Source organism: Undibacterium sp. Tian12W, assembly GCF_049339405.1.
GTDB lineage: Bacteria > Pseudomonadota > Gammaproteobacteria > Burkholderiales > Burkholderiaceae_D > Undibacterium.
Map to the genome: position 1 here is coordinate 108,660 of NZ_JBMPPK010000010.1, position 19,906 is coordinate 128,565.

The 19,906-nt window shown below is 51.7% G+C and carries 15 protein-coding genes; 6 read left to right on the plus strand and 9 right to left on the minus strand.

Going from position 1 to position 19,906, the window contains the following annotated elements; translation table 11 throughout:
- Nucleotides 1-3: 3 nt before the first annotated feature.
- Together ACO0LI_RS14170 and ACO0LI_RS14175 are read right to left on the minus strand one after the other, a co-directional pair.
- Nucleotides 4-2,442 (minus strand): TonB-dependent siderophore receptor, encoded by a 2,439-nt coding sequence (locus tag ACO0LI_RS14170; RefSeq protein ID WP_423033083.1) that lies wholly within the window; start codon nt 2,440-2,442, stop codon nt 4-6.
- 568 nt (nt 2,443-3,010) lie between these two features.
- A complete protein-coding gene (locus ACO0LI_RS14175; RefSeq protein WP_423033084.1) occupies nt 3,011-5,104 on the minus strand; it encodes a TonB-dependent receptor in 2,094 nt (697 codons plus the stop codon).
- A 688-nt stretch (nt 5,105-5,792) separates the two neighbouring features.
- Here ACO0LI_RS14175 and ACO0LI_RS14180 point away from each other — a divergent pair.
- Entirely contained in the window at nt 5,793-6,344 is a 552-nt protein-coding gene (locus ACO0LI_RS14180; protein ID WP_423033085.1) for a fasciclin domain-containing protein, read from the plus strand.
- An 87-nt stretch (nt 6,345-6,431) separates the two neighbouring features.
- Here the strand turns inward: ACO0LI_RS14180 and ACO0LI_RS14185 are convergent, their stop codons facing one another.
- The 3 genes from ACO0LI_RS14185 to ACO0LI_RS14195 are packed head-to-tail and all read right to left on the minus strand — an operon-like array spanning nt 6,432 to nt 9,306.
- Nucleotides 6,432-7,070 (minus strand): phosphohydrolase, encoded by a 639-nt coding sequence (locus ACO0LI_RS14185; protein WP_423033086.1) that lies wholly within the window; start codon nt 7,068-7,070, stop codon nt 6,432-6,434.
- A gap of 29 nt (nt 7,071-7,099) precedes the next feature.
- Nucleotides 7,100-8,593: a HAMP domain-containing sensor histidine kinase gene (locus ACO0LI_RS14190; RefSeq protein ID WP_423033087.1), complete on the minus strand. Its 1,494-nt coding sequence runs from the start codon at nt 8,591-8,593 to the stop codon at nt 7,100-7,102.
- On the minus strand, nt 8,590-9,306 hold the full coding sequence (locus ACO0LI_RS14195) for a response regulator transcription factor (protein ID WP_423033088.1): 717 nt from the start codon (nt 9,304-9,306) through the stop codon (nt 8,590-8,592). Before ACO0LI_RS14195 ends, ACO0LI_RS14190 begins: the two co-directional genes overlap by 4 nt.
- A gap of 152 nt (nt 9,307-9,458) precedes the next feature.
- Between ACO0LI_RS14195 and msrB the strand changes: the two genes are divergently transcribed.
- The 3 genes from msrB to msrA all read left to right on the plus strand — a co-directional run bounded on the left by msrB (nt 9,459) and on the right by msrA (nt 12,688).
- Nucleotides 9,459-9,935, plus strand: a complete 477-nt coding sequence (gene msrB / locus ACO0LI_RS14200) for a peptide-methionine (R)-S-oxide reductase MsrB (protein WP_423033089.1) — start codon at nt 9,459-9,461, stop codon at nt 9,933-9,935.
- A gap of 20 nt (nt 9,936-9,955) precedes the next feature.
- Nucleotides 9,956-11,854 carry a cytochrome c biogenesis protein DipZ gene (locus ACO0LI_RS14205; protein ID WP_423033090.1) on the plus strand — a complete coding sequence of 633 codons (1,899 nt, stop codon included), beginning with the start codon at nt 9,956-9,958 and terminating at the stop codon, nt 11,852-11,854.
- 126 nt (nt 11,855-11,980) lie between these two features.
- Nucleotides 11,981-12,688, plus strand: a complete 708-nt coding sequence (gene msrA, locus ACO0LI_RS14210) for a peptide-methionine (S)-S-oxide reductase MsrA (protein ID WP_422950805.1) — start codon at nt 11,981-11,983, stop codon at nt 12,686-12,688.
- A 230-nt stretch (nt 12,689-12,918) separates the two neighbouring features.
- On the opposite strand, the gene ACO0LI_RS14215 is transcribed toward msrA, so the two are convergent.
- Nucleotides 12,919-13,443: a hypothetical protein gene (locus tag ACO0LI_RS14215; RefSeq protein ID WP_422950806.1), complete on the minus strand. Its 525-nt coding sequence runs from the start codon at nt 13,441-13,443 to the stop codon at nt 12,919-12,921.
- Nucleotides 13,444-13,672: 229 nt separating this feature from the next.
- On the opposite strand from ACO0LI_RS14215, the gene ACO0LI_RS14220 reads away from it, so the two are divergent.
- The gene (locus tag ACO0LI_RS14220; protein WP_423033091.1) at nt 13,673-14,788 is read left to right on the plus strand and encodes a catalase family protein; all 1,116 of its coding nucleotides are present in this window, start codon (nt 13,673-13,675) and stop codon (nt 14,786-14,788) included.
- A 126-nt stretch (nt 14,789-14,914) separates the two neighbouring features.
- On the opposite strand, the gene ACO0LI_RS14225 is transcribed toward ACO0LI_RS14220, so the two are convergent.
- The 3 genes from ACO0LI_RS14225 to ACO0LI_RS14235 all read right to left on the minus strand — a co-directional run bounded on the left by ACO0LI_RS14225 (nt 14,915) and on the right by ACO0LI_RS14235 (nt 17,180).
- The gene (locus tag ACO0LI_RS14225) at nt 14,915-16,102 is read right to left on the minus strand and encodes a GAF domain-containing sensor histidine kinase (RefSeq protein ID WP_422950808.1); all 1,188 of its coding nucleotides are present in this window, start codon (nt 16,100-16,102) and stop codon (nt 14,915-14,917) included.
- Between the two features lie 166 nt (nt 16,103-16,268).
- The gene (locus ACO0LI_RS14230; RefSeq protein WP_423033092.1) at nt 16,269-16,727 is read right to left on the minus strand and encodes a MarR family winged helix-turn-helix transcriptional regulator; all 459 of its coding nucleotides are present in this window, start codon (nt 16,725-16,727) and stop codon (nt 16,269-16,271) included.
- Nucleotides 16,728-16,790: 63 nt separating this feature from the next.
- Nucleotides 16,791-17,180: a tautomerase gene (locus tag ACO0LI_RS14235; RefSeq protein ID WP_423033093.1), complete on the minus strand. Its 390-nt coding sequence runs from the start codon at nt 17,178-17,180 to the stop codon at nt 16,791-16,793.
- A 616-nt stretch (nt 17,181-17,796) separates the two neighbouring features.
- Here ACO0LI_RS14235 and ACO0LI_RS14240 point away from each other — a divergent pair.
- Nucleotides 17,797-19,881 (plus strand): multicopper oxidase family protein, encoded by a 2,085-nt coding sequence (locus tag ACO0LI_RS14240; protein ID WP_423033094.1) that lies wholly within the window; start codon nt 17,797-17,799, stop codon nt 19,879-19,881.
- The last annotated feature ends 25 nt before the right edge of the window (nt 19,882-19,906 follow it).

Consider the following 19,906-nt stretch of genomic DNA (forward strand, 5'->3'; position numbering starts at 1 on the left):
GCATCAGAACTTATAGTTCATGTTCAGGTTCACACTGCGCGGTTCACCCCAAGTGTAGGTACTATACCAATTGAAGATGGTGTAATACTTTTTATCGAACAGGTTTTTCACGCCGACTGACGCAGACAACTGTTTGCTGAACTCATAGCGTGCCATGGCATCAAACAGCCAGTAGCTATCGACCGTATGGCGTATGGTCTCACCCGTAGGTTTGCTGATGTCACCCCAGGTCTTGTCTTGCCAGCGCGCGCCGCCGCCCAGTGTCAGGGCATTTTGTTTATAGCTGGTATACAGGCTGAACTGGTTGGACGGCGTCAGGGTAGCTACACGCTCACCCTGCTGGCGTGAAATATTGTGTGAGTAACCTGCATGCATTTGCCAGCCTGCTGCCAGTTGACCTGACAGTTCCATTTCATACCCTTTGGTCTTTACACCTTGTGCTGCACGATAGGCAATGCCACCCGATGGTGTCAGGCCACTGGTTTCTATGGCAAAGTTATCCTGCACCAGTTCAAACACGGCTGCTGAAATATTCAGTCTGTCACCAAAGAAAGCGGCCTTGACACCAGCTTCATAATTCTTGCCTTCAACCGGTGCCAGTGTGCGGCCCTGTGTATCCTGGTTGGACTGCGGGCTGAAGATATTGGTATAGCTGGCATAGACCGAGTAGTTTTTGTTGATATCGACTACGGCACCGACATAAGGGACGAATACGCCGGATTCTTCCATACCCTGTTCGCGGTTGCGGTAACTGGACCAGCGGCCACCGGTGATCAGCTTTGTGCTGTCATGCAAATCCCAGCGGGCTGCAGCATACAGGCCACGTTCACGCGTGGTTTCATCATTGCCAAAACTGGGTGTTGAAGGCCAGACCGGCTCAGCCACATTGCCTTGCCAGTGATAAAAGTCCGGCACTGTGGTACTGTAGCTGGAAGGTGCGCTATAGCCATTATTGGTCCAGCGGGATTTGGAGAGACTGCCACCTATCACCAGCTCATGTTCACGCCCGCCCAGAGTGAAGGGACCGCTGACATAGCCATCAAATGCATCGCTGGTGGTGCGCCCTACATATTTGCCTACCCACATTGATACACCCTTGCCATCTGCAGGATTGGGGTAACCACTGGCGGCGGCACCCAATGCGGCGTCATAGCCGTTGATCTGGTGGTTGTATTGCAATCTGGCGATCCAGCTATTGGCGAATTTGTGTTCCAGCGTAGCGAAGGCAGTGCGGGTATATTGATCCCAGTGGCTCCAGTTGGTGCCATTATTGTGAGAGCGTGGCATGTCATTGAACTCACCTTTTGAGTTCAGCAAAGGGATGCCGCCCCAGGTAGATGCCTTGGGTTCATTGTTCTGGAAATCGCCACCGATGGTCAGCAATGTGCCGGGGGCAATATCCGCTTCCAGGATGCCATACAGCGTCGATGTTGAACGTGAATAGCGGTCAAGATTGGACTGACGGTCCTGATAGGCTGCCACGCCGCGTACGCGCACGCTGCCGCTCTCATTCACTGCGCCACCGACATCAACGTCGCCACGGTAAGTATTCCAGGTGCCAGCCGAGACCGATGCATTGCCACTGAACTTGCGCGTTGGTTTTTTACGGATCAGGTTGATCGTCGCACCGGGCATGCCGCTACCTGTCAACAAACCGGTCGAACCCTTGAGTACTTCCACACGGTCGTACAAGGCCATGTCACTCAGAGTATTACCCGCAGAGTAAGAGGAGTTGCGCGTCATGGGGATGCCGTCATACTGGAAATTCTGGATGGCGAAGCCGCGCGCATAGTATTCAGTGCGTTCACTGTCATATGTCACGATACTGATGGCAGGCGTGTGCATCATCACCTGGTCGATGGAGTTGAGGTTGAAGTCATCCATCTCTTGTCGCGTGACCACGCTGATGGTCTGTGGTGTTTCACGCGGTGTCAGTACCATACGTGTCGCGGTGGCGATGGTGCCAGGTGTATAAGACTCGCTGCCTTCCGTGATACGGCCCAGCCTGTTCGCAGTCACATTCACGCTTTGCATATTCACGGACGGCGTTGCTGTGCTGGTCGTTGTTGAAGCGTCGGCTTTGATGACCACAGTGTTGCCATCCTGTGTCGCCACCAGGCCGCTGCCAGCCAGCAGCAAATCCAGCGCCTCACGGTCAGCCAGCGTACCTTGTACTGCAGGCGCAGTCTTGCCCGTGACCTGGGAAGCCTGCAAGCTCATTTGCACACCAGCCTGGCGTGCCCACGTATTCAACGCATCACCCATAGGCTGGGCAGCGATATTATAGGAACGGGAAGCCGTTGCTGCCGTTTGTGCAAACGCAGATGTTGCCATGAAGATGCTGGCAACCAGGGCTGCGCAGACAGTCAGTGTGGCAGTAATGGGCGCACGGCGCGTTGAATGTGCTAACGGAAGTGGCTGGAGTAAGAAAGAGCGGCGCATGTTTTCTTTTTGATATTAATGAGAATGAGAATGATTCGTATTATATATTAATCATGGGAAATGATTTGATATTTCACAAACTATGTTTGGGTTTTTGTCGAAGACCTATGCGTGGTTCGCCGATAAACTTCAGGGAAATTTGCAGATTTTTAGCAGGTTTGATTCCATATTGAACGCACTGGCCGGAGCCACATATGGAAGGGAGGGCAGATCAATTGACAGACTTTCCAGTTTTAATAATTTCTGAAATGTTGTATGTGCAGGCGCTTATGGGGGAATGCTGGGGGGATGCTGAGGAAATGCTATTGGACAGGCGACGATAGCTGTACAGGAAGTATGGGGTATTCAATAAAACGGATTCAGCTCAATACTATGCTTATATGTCGTTCCTCGATCCAACTGTTCGGATGAATATGCGCATGCCAAACTTGGGTGTGTTTTTTCATCTCTACCGCGACAATATGTACATTACATACATGATGCCATTATGGGGATATCTGGTAGAAACTCATGGGTGTGCATGAATGCAATGATACATGCACGCTCTGTCATTCCCTGTCATTCCGTGTCAAAAATTATGCGTCAGTGTCAGTCTCACAGAGCGTGGTTCAACCGGGTGGAAATGGATATCATTGACACCTTCCATGCTTTCACGCGGCAGGCGTGACTGGTAATAATAATCAATGTCGCTGGCCTGCTTGTTGAACAGGTTAAATACATCCACCGTCAGCTTGGTCCTGGCATTGATACGGTAACCCATGCGGGCATAGGCCAGCGTGGTAGATGAAGAGCGTACGCTATTGTCTTCAATCAAGGGACGTGGGCCAAAATAACGCAGTTCAAAGCCACCGTACCAGCGGCCCAGGTCAGTCACTGTCACGCCAAAAGAGGCCACCTTGTCGATGGAACCGGGGATGTAATTTCCCGCCACATCATTTTGTGTATAGCGCGCCCGTGATGCTGCCAGGTCAAGATCAAATAACAGCCATGGTCTGGCGATGTAATGGTTGTTCCATTCTATGCCGGTGCGGCGGCTGGCACGGCTGGGTTCGGTTTCACCAGCATCACCGACGAACAAGAGTTCAGAGGCAATATCCAGACGCCACAGTGCCAGCGAACTTTGCAGGCCGGGAATGATTTCTGTACGCATCCCCAGTTCTGCGCCCCTGGTTTTAACCAGTGGTGTTACCGGTGTAGAGATGCCGCCATCAGGCAAGCGTGTTTGCGTAGTGCCGCGCGCATCATTGCTGTGAAAGCCGCTACCATAGTTGATGAAATATTCGGTCTTGTTCCATGGTCCAAAGATCAATGACAACTTGGGCGAGACAATATGATCACTGACTTTGCCTGAATTGCCGTCTATGCTGCTGTTGACATCAAAGCGATAGGCATCGTAACGCAGCCCGGCGATGCTGCGGAATTTTGGGTGCCACTGTATGGAGTTTTCTGCATAAAAACCAGCGCTGGCTTCTTTCACGCTGTCTTCGCGTATCGTTGATATGCGTTGTTGAGCGATGGTGTTATAAATGCCAACGGGCGACAGTTTATCGTAACGCAACTGCACACCTATCTTGTTATGCATTTCAAGATCAGCCACAGTCAGCGGCCAGGTCTGGCTGATATTCATGCCCAGCATCTGGCGCTTCTCACTTTGGCTGAACTGGTCACCCGTATCAGGGTTGGCCAGGAAATACGTAAAGTTGCTGAACAGGTCAAGACTGGATTGCACGGCGTAAGCATCCATTTCAAACACGCCATCCTGACTGCGCTTCTTCATGGCATAAGACAGGCTGTAACGCGAACTTTGTCCGCCATCCGTAGGGTCAAGCGCACCAAAGCGGTTGATCTGGCCAGACTGCACTGCACGCAAAGGTATCTGGTCTGTGGAATTCCAGTTATTCTTGTAAGCCATGGCTGTCACGCTGTAACCATCGTCATGGCTGCCTTGGCTATAACGCAGCACAGCACTGTACTTGCGCACATTCTCAGGATTAAGCCATGGGCCATCATTGCGATTGATCTCCAGGCCATATAGTAAATTGCCATTCGTCAGTGCGACTGAATTTGCCAGCACTGCCCGCTGATAGCCATAGCCACCCAAAGACAGGCTGGCGATGCCGGCACCTAGCTTGTCAGCCAGACGAAGGTGAGCCGCACCGGCAGAGGCAAAGTCACCTTCATCGGCAAAATACGTCCCCTTCTTGTAATCAATGCGCTGTACCAGCTCAGGGATCAGGAAATTCAAATCAGAATAACCCTGGCCATGCGCATGGGTGCGCATATTGACCGGCATGCCATCAACAAAAGTGGCAAAGTCAGTGCCATGGTCAAGATTGAAACCGCGCAAAAAATACTGGTTGGCCTTGCCATCACCACTATGCTGGGTGACGATCATGCCTGGTACAAATTCCAGCAGTTCACCAGTACGCAGGGCAGGGCGGTTACTGACGAGATTGGATGTCACTGAACCCTGGCTGGCAGCATTGCTGGTGCCAACAGCATTATTGTAATTGCCGAGCACCTGGACGGTGGCGATTTTTTCTGGCTGTGCTGTTTCACTGGATTGTTGCGCCTGCGCAGCCGGAGCGACATGCATCAACATCACACCAAGGCTTGCCAGCAGCAGTACAAGTTCAGTGCGGTTTATCGTCGTCTTTTGCATTATTGCTCCGTATATATTCTTTTTATGTAGTTTGATTTCAATGCCTGCCCATCTGATCTGTCTGTGTGAGAAAAGTAAAAATTCCTCATACTTTGCATTTAGATAAGCAAAAACCAGACCTGCCTGCATTCCTGTTCACTGCCTGCTTACTACACATGCTTGTTTCAGGGGGAAAAAGGATATTTCCTGCTGCTTTATTGCTGTCCTTACTTATTACGTTCAAAACAAACAAGCGGATTCACATTTTTTAAACATTTTTTTGCGCGGATATCGGGATGAAAGAAAACTTTATGAATGTGCTCAAGGAATGGCGAACCCTTAATTAAGCTGAGATTCCCCCGCATTGTCGTATCGCGTAGGGTGCGCCGTGCGCACCATTACCAGCAAAATCTTGCTGGTCACTAAACCAAAAGCCGGTGCGCACGGCGCACCCTACCGGGGAAAAAAATAAGCAACTCAGCGTCGTTATGCAGGACGCATTGCAATGCGTCGCATGTTCTAAATTGAATGAAGCAACAAAGGATTTATCACCTGCTGACTTCTTGCGTCAGACAGTATTGCTGCCGGTCTATAAAAATAAGCCGTCAGAAAATTTAAATTCACATTTTTTAAAAATAATTGAAACCGATGTGATTTTCTCACCGTAGAACTTGATGCGAACTCGCACTTATCTTAAAAGGAAATGATCATGCGCAAATTTAACTACGCCCTTGTCTTCGCTGCCGCCATGGCTACAACTTCCATTGTCAATGCTGCTGATGTCATGGTCGGTGGCCAAAGCATGTTGCCATCCAAAGACATCGTTGATAACGCCGTCAATTCTGCCGACCACACGACACTGATTGCCGCCGTCAAGGCTGCAGGCCTGGTTGATACCTTAAAAGGCAAAGGCCCATTCACGGTGTTTGCGCCAACCAATGCCGCGTTTGCCAAGCTGCCTGCGGGTACCGTCGATACCCTGGTCAAGCCTGAAAACAAGGCGACACTGACCAAAATACTGACTTACCACGTAGTACCAGGCAAACATGATTTCATGAGTATTTCTGCCCAGATCAAAAGGCAGGGTGGCCCCGTAGAACTGGCGACAGCCAGTGGTGGCAAATTGTGGTTCATGATGAATGGCCCGCATAACATCAGCATCAAGGATGAAAGCGGCAATGTCGCCAGCATCAGCACCTATGATGTGTATCAATCGAATGGCGTTATCAATGTCATTGATACCGTCTTGATGCCCAAGTAATGATGTGGCTGTAACCGATACAGAAGTATCAGATATAGCCAGAGTGAATGGTGAAGTATCAATGCCGGATTTTTTCCGGCATTGATTTTATGTATTCAGCGCAGTATTGCTCAGCGCAGTATTGCTAAGTGAAATCAGTTTTCCCAAAAACCGCTCACAGGCCACGTCCGGTGCCCATGGTTCCCATGGCTGGCAATCATAGATTTCTGCCAGGGGATCTTCTTCCAATATGGGCAGTTTGATTTCCAGCACATCCAGTACCTCATTACGTGGCCAGCCAGCACAATGCACGGCTTCTGAGGCGGCGATCAGTTCATCTGCGAGTTTATGCAGGCGGTAATCCATATCATCCCAGGCGGGTAGCTGATAGCGTCTGACGATCGCATCTGTGAGCCTGTCGCTGACTTCCTTGAATGGCGCGCCCAGTACGGCTTTGAGTGGTGAAATACAGTCGAAGGCCAGCAGGCCTTCTTCACCATCATGCAAGAGTTCGCGCAAGGCAGCTCCTGCGCTCATAGGCTTTTCTGTCATGGTACTGCGCAGGGCAAGTACGTTCAGGCTATGCTGGGCTACTGACAGTGGCCGTGGCCAACAGGATTCGCCACCCCAGCGGTAAGTTCTCGACAGTCTGTCTGCCAGGTCGCTATCCAGCCAGGCCTGGGGATCGGGGTTAATCAGGTCAAGGTGTTTGCCTGACGGCAGCCTGATCCATGCTCTTGTTTTCAATGGTACTTTTCCTGAATCTATTTGTGTATTTATGAGTGAGTGTTACCCGCAGCGCCAGTTGCCAGTGGCAGGGCAAAGCAGAAGCAGGCTCCCATGCTGTTTGCAGCCGGGTCTGTACGTAATTCTATACTGCTATGGTGTAATTGCAGGATGCGGTGCACGATCAGCAAGCCGAGCCCACCGCCACCGTGACCTTCGCCACTGAGTGCAAATGGTCGCTTGAACAGTTTATCCAACAATTCTGCGGGTATGCCGGGGCCGGTATCGCGTATGCAGATTTCCACTGCCTGCAGGCGTTTTGCTACCTCCACAGTCACCGTGCCGCCTGCCGGTGTATGGCGTATGGCATTGTCGATGAGATTGGTCAGCACCCGCTCTATCATGCCCAGGTCTGCCATGACCATGGTATTGCCATCCAGCCCTGCTTCCAGCCTTACGTGGCCGGTTTGCGCCAGCAGCTCAAACTTCTGGAATACGTCCTGTATCAGGTCATTCAACATGAAGGCTTCAGGCTCTGGCGCTACGCCGCCATGCTCAAGACGCGCGAGATCAAACAGCGCCTGCGCCAGACGGCCAACCTTGCGGCTCTGGCCCAGCACAATCGCCAGGTAGCGCTGGCGCTCAGCAGCATCCAGCGTCGCATCTCTGGCAGCCAGGGTTTCCAGGTAACCGTGGATGGATGTCAACGGCGTGCGCAGGTCATGGGAGATATTGGCGACCACTTCGCGCCTGTCATGATCCATCTGCTTCAATGTATGCCATTGCTCATTGATGCGCGCCGCCATTTGCCCGAAGCTGGTTTCCAGCACCGCGATTTCATCACGCTGATTAGTAGCCTGTGCTAACGGTGGTGGTACGACGGGTTGTTCAGCCTGGGTATCAAAACGGCGCATGGTGTCTGCCAGCTTGTGCAAAGGTCGGGTGACCCAGCGCAGTGCAGCCCAGCCAGCCACCAGGGTCAGCAATGCCACCAACGCCATTGACAACAAGGTGACACGCAATACCGCATTGATACCCGCATGGGCAACATAGCGGTCATGTTCTTCGCCTTGCAAAATAACGTAGATGTAATGCACCTCAGGCCTGTTACTGCGCAATGCCGCCGCGCTGAATACCTTGCGTCTGTTTTCACTGCGCGGGTCGTCCCCGAGTATGGGCAACATGCGGCCATCAAGGAATTTACGTATGGGTACGAGATCAACCTGCTGGCGCTTCAGACGTCCAGGCGGTGCCGCATTGCCGATGATCTTGCCGGTTTCATCGAGCAGATAAACTTCCACACTGGGGTTGACGCTCATTAACTGGTCAAACAAGCGGCGTACAGAATCTGGCCCCATTTCTTCTGTGCCAGTCAGTTGTGCATTGACGGCGATGCTGCCTGCCAGCCCGCGCGACAGGCCTTGCACCACTTCCATTTCGCGCATGTCATTGGCGCGTATCTGCAACCAGGCAGAGACACCGCAACTGGCCAGCAACAATACAGAAAATACCAGCGACAAACGCTGGGACAGCGTCAGCTTCACGTTGCCTCTCCAGGCAGTGCATAACGGTAGCCCTTGCCCCATACCGTCAGTATGCGCTGCGGTTCTGCCGGGTTGCTCTCTATCTTGGCGCGCAGGCGGTTGATATGGGTATTGACGGTATGTTCATACCCCTCGTGTTCATAACCCCAGACCTTGTTGAGCAAATCCAGGCGTGAATATACCTGACCGGGGTGACGTACAAAGAAGTACAACAAGTCAAATTCACGCGGGGTCAGGTCCAGCAACTTGCCATCGGCAGTGGCAACCCGTGTCACTGGCGACAAGGCCACGCCATCTACCGCCACATCTCCAGCTTCAGTACGGCGGCTCTTGTCCATCGCATCGGCACGGCGCAGCATGGCCTTGACGCGGGCCACCAGTTCCAGCACCGAGAAAGGTTTGGTGAGGTAATCGTCAGCCCCCAGTTCCAGACCGAGGATGCGGTGCACTTCGCTGGAACGGGCACTGATGATGATAATCGGTACGTAGTTTTCCATGGCACGTGCCTGTCGGCAGATTTCCAGCCCATCGACACCGGGCAGCATGATGTCGAGGATCAGGGCATCCCAGTTACCTGTACGCAATTGTGCAAGACCCTGTCTGCCGTCAGCGCAATGCGTGACCTGATAACCCTCGTCCTTCATGTGCAGGCGCAGCAGGTCGGCGATGGGCATGTCATCTTCCACAATCAGTATATTTTTTGCTGTATCCACGCTTTTCCCCGCCATCCGAATGTTGTCATTGTGCAGGATTTGCAGAGAAAAAGTATCACAAATCGTTTAACTTTACGTGAAGACTTGGACAGCGATTGAGGCGCACAATAAGAACCATGGCACAGATGCTGTACATACACCAAGGAGGATATATGCAAAACCGACGTCAATTTCTACTGGCTGGCAGCATGCTGGCCATGAGCCGCATGTTGTCAGCTGCCCCTGTGGGTAATGTGTTTGAAGTTCAACGTACCGATGCCGAATGGCGTCGCCTGCTGACTGGCATGCAATACGAGGTCCTACGCCGTGGTGCGACCGAGCGTGCCTTCACCAGCCCGCTCAATGATGAACGCCGCAGTGGCCAGTTCAGTTGCGCTGGTTGCCAGTTACCACTGTTTTCATCAAAAACCAAGTTTGACAGCGGCACTGGCTGGCCCAGTTTTTATGCGCCACTGGAGCGGGCTGTTGTCAATGTGACCGACACCACCTTTGGCATGCTGCGTACAGAAGTGCAATGCCGCCGCTGCGGTGGCCATCTCGGTCATGTATTTGATGACGGCCCGCGCCCTACCGGCTTGCGTTATTGCATGAATGGCGTGGCGATGAACTTTACCCCTGGCAAAGCCTGAACCACGCACAGAAAGCAAACATGTTGCTATTACTTATTTCTTATCTCGGTGGCGTGCTGACCATACTCAGCCCTTGCATCCTGCCGGTGCTGCCCTTTGTCTTCGCCCGCACCGGCCAGCCGTTCCGCCGCAGTGGCTTGCCATTGTTGGTGGGCATGGCGCTGACCTTTGCTGCTGTTGCCACATTGGCCGCGGTGGGCGGTAACTGGGTGTTGCAGACCAATCAATATGGCCGCTGGCTGGCGATGGCTTTGCTGGCTTTCTTTGGTTTGACATTGTTGTTCCCGCATCTGGCTGACAAGCTCACCAAGCCACTGGTGGCTGCAGGTGACCGCCTGTCGAATACCGCGCAGACGGATGGCGGTGGTATAGGTTCATCACTCTTGCTGGGCGTGGCAACGGGCCTATTATGGGCACCCTGTGCCGGGCCAGTGCTGGGTCTGCTGTTGACCGGTGCCGCACTGAATGGTGCCAGTGCACAGACAACTTTTTTGCTGCTGGCTTACGCTGCCGGTGCCGCAACTTCACTGGCCGTGGCCTTGCTGATAGGTGGCAAGGTATTTGCCGCGATGAAACGCTCGCTGGGTGCCGGTGAATGGATACGCCGCATTCTGGGTGCTGCCATGATCGCCGGTGTTGCTGCGATTGCGCTGGGTCTGGATACTGGCTTGCTGACACGTTTGTCCACTGTTGCTACCTCAGGACTGGAACAGCAATTGATAGACCGCTATGCGCCAAATTCGCCAGATTTGCCAAATTCACCAGATGTACAAACCAATCCTGCAACCGCACAGACTGCCCCGCAGCAGGGGGCGATGATGGCCTCGAATGCGATGATGGCGTCCAATGCCATGATGGCATCGAACAAGCAAATGGCATCCAACACCATGGCACCATCGAATGCCATGATGTCTGCGCATGGTAGCAATGCAGCTACAGCAGGCACTTTACCAGAAGAAGGGATCATGCCAGCGTTGGATGGTGCAACACAATGGCTTAATTCCAAACCACTGACTGCGCAAGAGCTCAAAGGCAAGGTTGTGCTCATCGATTTCTGGACTTACTCTTGCATCAACTGTCTGCGCAGTTTGCCGTATGTGCAGGCATGGGCCAAGAAATACCGTGACCAGGGCCTGGTCGTGATTGGTGTGCATGCGCCTGAATTTGCGTTTGAGCGCGACCCTGCCAATGTCAGCAAGGCCGTGCGTGATCTTGGCATCAGCTATCCGGTTGCCATCGACAACAACTATGCAATCTGGCGTGCCTTTGGCAATAAGTACTGGCCTGCGCATTATTTTATCGATGCCACTGGTCGCATACGTCACCATCATTTTGGTGAAGGCGAATATGTGCAATCTGAGCAGGTGATACAACAATTGCTGGAAGAAGCAGGCCAGAAAAATGTTGCCAATGATGTCGTCATCGAGACGGGTGCGGCTGGTGCGCAAATGGCGGCGGACGAAAGCCAGGTCAAATCACCAGAAACCTATCTTGGTTATAGCCGCGTGCAAAACTTTGTTTCAGCTGGTGGCGTACAGCAAAACCGCAATGCCGATTACAGTCTGCCAGCACAACTGACTCTGAATCAATGGGGTCTGGCAGGTAACTGGAAGGTGCAGGAAGAACATGCCGCCCTGACGCAAAAGGGTGGGCGTATCACTTACCGCTTCCAGGCCCGCGACCTGCATCTGGTGCTGGGGCCAGGCAAAGACGGCAAGCCTGTACGTTTCCGCGTCACTATTGACGGCGCTGCGCCTGGTGCTGCGCATGGCAGTGACATCGCTTCCGACGGTACTGGTAAGGTGACTGGCCAGCGTCTGTACCAACTGGTGCGACAATCAGGCAAAGTCGCTGAGCACACTTTCAGCATAGAGTTTCTTGATCCTGGCGTAGAAGCCTACGCCTTCACTTTTGGTTAAGAGGCTGCCGCAAAATTAACCTGGCGTTGTTGCGCCTCCTAGCCGTACTAAAGTACTGTCTTCGTCGGCGACGCCTAGCCAGCTTAATTTTGCAACAGCCTCTACATTATCTACAAGGAGTACGACATGAAAATAGCAAGCAGTTTGACAGCCCTGGTACTGGGCATAGGCGGTGTCGCCGCAGCACTGGTTTTCAATGGACAGGTGCGGGCTGGCGAAGCAGCAGTAATCATTGCCGCGCCAGCGGTGGATGTGCCAACAGGTAGCGCCAAGACAGAGACTGCAGTTTTCGCGGGTGGCTGCTTCTGGGGTGTGCAGGGCGTATTCCAGCATGTGCGCGGTGTCACCAATGCAGTCTCGGGCTATGCCGGTGGCAAGGCAGCGACTGCGCATTATGAACTGGTAGGTTCAGGCGCAACTGGTCATGCAGAAGCAGTGCAGGTGACCTATGATCCCAACCAGATCAGTTATGGCAAGCTGCTGCAGATATTTTTCTCCGTTGCGCATGACCCTACCCAGTTGAACCGCCAGGGGCCAGATAGTGGCACGCAATACCGTTCAGCGATTTTCCCAGCCACGCCAACGCAACGCGATGTGGCTGAAAAATACATCACCCAGTTGAATGCCTCGCGCGCTTTCCGTAGCAAACTGGCGACCACTCTGGAAGCAGACACAGGTTTCTTTGCAGCAGAGGCTTATCATCAAAATTACCTGACCCTGCATCCTAACGAGCCATACATCGCCATCAACGACTTGCCCAAGGTTGAAAACCTCAAGCGCGTCATGCCAGCGGTGTATAGGCCCGATCCGGTGCTGGTGCGTAAAGGTATCTGAGAAGTGGGTAGTGCAAGTTGAATGGCATCAGCCTGCTTTATCCACCTTATGGACAAACATTTACCCGCATGCTGAAATTACAGAAAGCGATAAGCTGATATCGTCAAAGATGTCTTGCTGGAATAATTTTATGAACAGCTTAAGCAGTGCCGCAAGGCGCTGCTTAAGTGCATCATGTTGGATGTGCCTGATCAGTTTCAATAAGCGCTATAAATACTATAGGCATCGGATTACAACTGCCGGTCTTCCGCCTTGAACGTACCCTCAGTGATCGTTAGCACTGCCTTGGTCTTTATATCCCTCAGCTCAAAAGAAAACTTGCCTTCGATGATCTTGCCCTTGACGGCAGTAATCTCCAGCATGTTCTTGCCATCACGCGCAATGTATTCAGCCACTGGTTCGCCAAAGGGTTTCTTGCTTTCACCCTTGATGAATTTGACTTCGCAGCCGCTACTACTAAAATCCTTGGCCTGATACTTGACAGGCTTGCCGTCAAAATCCCTGCAGATAATACTCAGGCGGTCTGTCAGTGTCTTGGGTGGAGGATAAGCAGATGCACCTTTGGTCGAAGCGATCAGGTTCAGTACGCCCTTGGTCGGTATCAGATAGGTAATGCCGTCATCATCGCTCTCGAATAACTTCCCATCAATTTTTGCACTGAGCTGCTGTGGTGTCTTGGCATGTGCCAGCAAGGCTGGCGTCATGCTGAATACTGCCAGTGATGCAGCAGCAATGAGAGAGCGGGACAGTTTCATAAGACTCCTTTTGATGAGGGAATAAAAACCTGTGCGTCACGAGTTGCCAAGACAATACCATATTCTTGAAGATTGGCCCCTGTTCATTCAACGTGTTTGAGCGCTTTAGTGCCTGCCAGCATGTCCGCCTACAGAAAGGACTCCGACCCTCCTACTCGCAGAGAATGATCTTGTCACTAGCATGATAGCAGTCAGGATTCTTTGCCCCCAATTTGTTTAAGGATATGCCATGAGCATACAAACCAGTAACACATTACACCCTTTGATTTACCAGCCTTCTTTTGAAGTACCGGAAGAAGGCGAGGCAGAGGTCATTGCAGACTTGTTGCAGTCGCTAAAGCACATCTCTGAAGTCACGTTCAAAGATTCTGGTCATGCAACACGTAGTGTGCATGCAAAAAGCCACGGCCTGTTGCGCGGTGAAATGCAGGTACTGGATAATTTGCCACAGATATTGGCGCAGGGCATATTTGCTGTACCGCGCAGTTATCCCATCGTCATGCGTCTTTCTACAGTACCAGGCGATATGCTGGATGACAGTGTATCGACCCCGCGCGGCATGGCCGTCAAAGTGGTCGGTGTAGAAGGCGAACGTCTGGATGGAAGTGCAGGGGATGTCACCCAGGATTTTGTCCTCGTCAATGGCGGCCCCAGTTTTTCTGCAGCGGGCGCCAGGGATTTTTCAAATGCCTTGAAGCTGCTTGCACCGACGACCAATAAAGCCCCTGGTCTCAAAAAAGCCTTGTCCGCTGTCTTGCGTGGCACGGAGAAAGTAATTGAAGCCTTTGGTGGTGAGAGTGCGACCATCATCAGTATGGGTGGTCATCCTGAGACACATATTCTCGGTGAAACTTTCTTTAGCAAGACACCGGTGCTGTTTGGTCCTTACATGGCAAAAATCTGCATTGCCCCTGTCTCGGCCAATCTGACTGAGCTTGCCGGTGCAGAGCTCAACGTCAATGGCAAACCCAATGGTTTGCGCGATGCAGTCATCGATTTTTTCAAGGACAATATTGCTGAGTGGGAAGTACGTGTGCAATTGTGTACCGATCTTGCCAGCATGCCGGTGGAGGATGCATCCGTCGCCTGGCCAGAAGATATCAGTCCTTATCTGCCGGTCGCACGTATTATCATGCAGCCGCAACTCGCATGGAGTGAGTCTCGCTCAAAAGCAGTGGATGACAATATGTCTTTCAATCCCTGGCACGGCATCGCCGCTCATCGCCCTATAGGTTCCATCATGCGGGCGCGCAAGGCGGCTTATGACATGTCGTCGAAATTCCGGGCAGCGCATAATGGACTGCAAATGAAAGAGCCAGAAAATCTGGATAACTTTCCTGAGTAAAGAAAAAAATAATTCAAGAGTCGAAAAATAATTCAAGAGTCGCTCAGGAACGGGACGACTGGAAATAGCTGACTGGCAAGAATTTTTCCGAGAGATGCTTTACCCGAATCTGCAAGCGCCACACATTCACATAGCAACTTCCGCACCCATGACGCGGAAGGTGAATGTGGTAGCCGTCGTGTTCGATTGTGCGTCAACAGTACCACCATGCGAGCGGGCGATTTCAGCGACGATGTAGAGTCCCAGGCCCAGTCCGTCATTTCCCATGGCTGGTGAAGACCGCCAGAATGGTTTGAAAAGCTGAAGCAACACGTCCGGAGGGATTGCCTGCCCGGCATTGGTCACGCTCACTTCCAGCATGCCTTCATTGAGTTGAACCTGCACATGCACAGGTGTGTCCGGCGCGCCATGAACCAGGGCATTTTTTAATAGATTGGAGAGCAGCTGGCTTAATCGTCCCGCATCACATGACATCCTCAAATGCGGTGTTATATCAGCGGTGATTTTTCTATATGGGTAGAGACTGCTGAGTTCATCAACGACTTGCTGAAAAACTTGGCTAAGCTCGGTATTCTCGCGCATATTCAAAGAGATACCACCGCCCATACGGCCCCGTGCAAAGTCCATCACATCATCGACCAGGCTGGAAATGCGCAAGGCACTTCTTCGCATGCGTTCAATGACGGTCTTGGTTTGCGTTGTCGCGCCTTGCAGTAGCAAGACATCGGTTCCCGTTAAAATAGAACCTAACGGATTACGCAAATCATGACCCAGTACAGCAATGAATTGTTCGCGCAGTTCAGATGTCTCGCGTTCATGGACAAGGTTTTTTCGGGCATCCCTGAGTGCTTCTTCTGAATCCATTTGCGATGAAAGAAGTTGCGCAAACAGCGTCATGCTTTTTACGATGCCAGCGGTTGACAGTTTGGCTGGCAGTGGGTCTAGACCGCATAAAGTGCCAAAGTAATCCCCATTCGGACGAAACACAGGAATGGATATATAGCTTTGGAAACCATAAATCCGTGGTGTGTGGTGGTCGCTGTATTTCAAGTCGTCTTTGACGCTGTCAATGATCACCGCTTTGCCGGTATCGCGCACTTCTTCGCACAGGGTAGTGGTCACATCAAGACCGTCACCGACTTTTAGCCCAAATTCCAGTTGATCAAGGACGGCACATGTGGTCCATGAATCAGCAGTAACACGGGCTATACATACAAAACGCAAGCCTGTGGTAGCGGCCACTGCTTCAAGTATGGTGGATACAGAATCCATGCTCTGTATCATTGCGACATCGGTTGACTTTTCGTAGGGCATTATTCACTCAGGCAAGGGATTTCCTATCCTACCATCATTCCTGCCGCCATTGCCAGATTACGGATATTAGTCGTACGGCATTGCCATACGGCAGCTTGAACTGCGTACCCACCGCAAAGACGCAGGAGCGCAATCGCATTGTTATATCCATCGCCAACTGATCTCCCTAGTCCAGCAAAAAAGCCTCGGCAAAGTCGTCGGTAAAAATATCTGCCAGCGCAAAACGCAGGGCTTTTGCCCGCTCAGGGCCATAGGTTTTTTCAAAGCGTGCCTGCGCTTTTCGCCATAACAGATTTGCGTCATTCAATTTTTCTGCGCCGGTTGGCGTCAGGGTGACGCGTTTGCTTCGACCGTCTTTGGCGTCTCTGGTTTGCACGAGATAGCCTTCACGCTCCAAAGGTTTCAGATTGTGTGCAAGCGCCGAGCGGTCAAGTACCATCGCATGGGCAAGTTCCGACATCGTCGGTGATACCGAACGCTGCACATGTACGAGGACTGAGCGCTGGGAAATAGTCAGCCCGCATGGAGCGAGAACGGCATCATATAGCTGGGTGACACGGCGGTTGGCCTTGCGTAGCGCAGCACCATTGCAAACAAGCGGATCTTTGGCGCTTTGCTGGGTCAAATCCTGCCTCCATGTGGTTTATTTGGTTTATTCATCACGCCGTTTCCAGTCGGTTCCGCAGGTCTATGCTTCATTCTCAGACCATTCAGGGCTGAAACCACCCAGTGTAGGGTGATACATCTCATCTCCTGTATGCTGGGTGAACTCGACATTCAGCCGGTCTTCGCGCAGGCCGAGGATTGCGATGCAATCAGCACATAGCGCCTTGGCGACCTCCATGCGGAGTTCTGGCGTACGCCCCTTGCGGATGTCGCACATCAATACAGCAACGGCCACAGGCTCGCCATCGACCATTCTCCAGACACCTCCCTCGCCAAGTTCGCGAATGGCGATGCTGATGCGGCGTATATCGACCGTCATGAGCTTGGCATAGGTGGTCGCCATCTGTCTGGCAAGGGTCTTTTTGAGGTCGGCAGGATAGCTGTCGTTGACGTCCAACTGCAAATAAGGCATCGAATATCTCCTGGTTCAGTGAGTAAAGGCCAAGACAGGCTGTTGTTAAGTCCACCGGCAAAATACGGCAAGTCACAGGGCAGTCACAGGCCAGTCACAGGCCAGGCAGCAGAGTGAATCATTGGCACCAGTATTTGTGAAAATACTTGCATATGCCAATATTTATATTTAATTGCATATGCCAGCATTTGTCAAGAAAGCCTTGCTGTGTGTGCTCTCGTTGCTGCAGTGGAAAACTTGCAAACAGGAATGCCATGAAGACATTCACATCTGATTGACAGGAGCGACACCACCTTGAAAACAATCCTGGAAGCTTGATTAAGCACAGCTAAAACAAGAATTTGAAACAAATTGAAAAATTTATCGAAAAAACAACGAATTTGTGCATTGACAGCTTAAGCTTGTTGCAAGTTAGATGGTGGCTTTATAAACTTGGGTTGGCAAAAAATAATGACCAAAATGAATGTTTATGTAGCGAAACCATGTTTTCCAGATGTGGGTAATTCGGTTTGGCAATATTGCTTCATAAAAAGAAACCAAAGCTCATATACACATTGTGAGTTGCTTGCAAAAGTCATCCTCAACTTCTTCCATCAATCAAATTCAAGAGCATCTTATGCACACAAAATTAAAGCAAATGCGCCGCCTGGCTGGTGCCGCCACCATGACAGGGGTCAGCCTGTTTTGTCACGCTGCGCTGGCACAGGATGCTAAAGCCAAAGAAGCACCACAGGCACCGCCACTGGCCAGCCAGATTGATGACAAGGATGTAGCGGCAGACCTGATCAAGCCCGCTGCCAATTTGCTGAGTGGTGAGCAGCGCAAGATGGTGGAAAGATCGGGTCGTGAAATCCGTTATTTCCTGCCGATACAAATGACATCGGGATTTATCTACAATCCCTCGACAGGCGAATATGACCAGGTGTCCTTGCGTTCATATGGCCGTAATGTTTCTGGTGCCCCTAATCTGCTGCGTCCCGACTTTGTTGCTCCTACGGTAGTCATGAAACCCGGGCAAACCGTGCGCTTTGACCTCAGTAACCGCCTCGACAAGGAGCCGGGTTGTGAGCTGGCTGCGAAAGACAATATCAATACACCGCATTGCTACAACACTACCAATCTGCATTCACATGGCTTGTGGATTTCACCATCGGGCAATAGTGACAATGTGCTGCTGGCGATCAAGCCCAAGGTCAATTTTGAATATGAATACAATGTACCGGCAGATCACCCTGCCGGCACTTTCTGGTATCACCCGCATGTGCATGGTTCTACTGCCGTGCAGGTAGGCAGTGGCATGGCCGGAGCGCTGATCGTCAAAGGCGACAGACAGCCTACTGTGCTCAGCAATGGTGATCTTGATACCTTGCTCAATCCTTTCAAGCCCGCTTCTGGCAACTATAGTGAAGTAATGCTGATGCAGCAGATTCCCTATGCCTGCTTCATCAAGGGACCTGACCCTAAAGAGCCAGGCAAAGAAATAGACGTGATACAGACCAATCCTGATGGCACCTGGCTGTGCAAGAAAGGTGACATTGGTGTAGTGCAGGATTTCAAAGCGCAATTCGCCCCCGGTTCCTGGAATAAATCTGGCCGCCATACCCTGATCAACGGCTTTGCACGTAATCCTGCCAAGCCTCTGATGATGGAAGCGGGCAAACTGTATCGCTGGCGTTTGATAGACGCAGGCGTACGTGAATCCATCGTTTTGCGCATCCGCAAAATCAATGACGTCAGCAAGCTGACACCAACCGCAGCCACACCCGAGGCCCTGCAAGCTGAAGTAAAAAATGCCTGTAATGGCATCGACGTATTGCAGTTTGAAGTCGCAACCGATGGTCTGACCCGCCCCAGCGCTTTTGCCAAGGTCACCAATACCTTGCAACCAGGTTATCGCAGCGATATCTTGTTCAGCTTGCCAGAAAAAGGCGATTATTGCGTCTATAGCGATTCAGGCGCACCTGACTTTATCTCAGCCTTGCCGAACAATGCGAAAGTGATCACGGTAATCCATGCTACCGGCAATAAGACTAGCGGCGATCAAACGCAATTCGTCACCAAAGAACTGGTACGTGCAGCTGGCCTGTTGTCGAAAAGTGTGCGCGATACCATCATCAGGGATTTGAAAGATGGCCTGAAACTAACCAAATTTGTACCGCACAAAGCGATACCCGAATCTGAACTTACCGATCCGCAAAAGCCGGTTGACCTGGTACTGGGTATCGATCAGCGTAACGGCAAGACTATCTTTGACGTCAATGGTGCACCCTATGTACCGTCTGAAGTTCATCAGACCCTGATCTTGGGTCAGGTACAGGAATGGCATATCAAGTCTTATAACCCAACTGACACGGGTGAAGCACCGATACAGCATCCTTTCCACATCCACGTGAATCCCTACCAGATTATCAGCATCACCGATAAAAACGGTGTTGATGTCAGCGCACTGACAGATACGACAGCAAAGACAATCGGGCAATACGCCGGTATGCAAGGAGTCTGGAAAGACACCATCATGGCGACACCAGGCTATACCGTCAAAACTCGCACTCGCTATCAGCGCTATATCGGCGAGTATGTACTGCATTGCCATATCCTCGATCATGAAGACCAGGGCATGATGCAAAACGTCAAGGTCGTGCTGCCGGATGGTAATGGCGGTGCCTCTGTCGGTGGGCATGGGGCGCATGGTTCACATTGACGCACGCACATCCAAGTACGGATTT

What these genes read in the sequence shown, in the direction of transcription:
- ACO0LI_RS14170 (WP_423033083.1), bottom strand. Translation starts at nt 2,442, where the DNA reads ATGCGCCGCTCTTTCTTACTCCAGCCACTTCCGTTAGCACATTCAACG.
- ACO0LI_RS14175 (WP_423033084.1), bottom strand. Translation starts at nt 5,104, where the DNA reads ATGCAAAAGACGACGATAAACCGCACTGAACTTGTACTGCTGCTGGCA.
- ACO0LI_RS14180 (WP_423033085.1), top strand. Translation starts at nt 5,793, where the DNA reads ATGCGCAAATTTAACTACGCCCTTGTCTTCGCTGCCGCCATGGCTACA.
- msrB (WP_423033089.1), top strand. Translation starts at nt 9,459, where the DNA reads ATGCAAAACCGACGTCAATTTCTACTGGCTGGCAGCATGCTGGCCATG.
- ACO0LI_RS14205 (WP_423033090.1), top strand. Translation starts at nt 9,956, where the DNA reads ATGTTGCTATTACTTATTTCTTATCTCGGTGGCGTGCTGACCATACTC.
- msrA (WP_422950805.1), top strand. Translation starts at nt 11,981, where the DNA reads ATGAAAATAGCAAGCAGTTTGACAGCCCTGGTACTGGGCATAGGCGGT.
- ACO0LI_RS14215 (WP_422950806.1), bottom strand. Translation starts at nt 13,443, where the DNA reads ATGAAACTGTCCCGCTCTCTCATTGCTGCTGCATCACTGGCAGTATTC.
- ACO0LI_RS14220 (WP_423033091.1), top strand. Translation starts at nt 13,673, where the DNA reads ATGAGCATACAAACCAGTAACACATTACACCCTTTGATTTACCAGCCT.
- ACO0LI_RS14225 (WP_422950808.1), bottom strand. Translation starts at nt 16,102, where the DNA reads ATGCCCTACGAAAAGTCAACCGATGTCGCAATGATACAGAGCATGGAT.
- ACO0LI_RS14235 (WP_423033093.1), bottom strand. Translation starts at nt 17,180, where the DNA reads ATGCCTTATTTGCAGTTGGACGTCAACGACAGCTATCCTGCCGACCTC.
- ACO0LI_RS14240 (WP_423033094.1), top strand. Translation starts at nt 17,797, where the DNA reads ATGCACACAAAATTAAAGCAAATGCGCCGCCTGGCTGGTGCCGCCACC.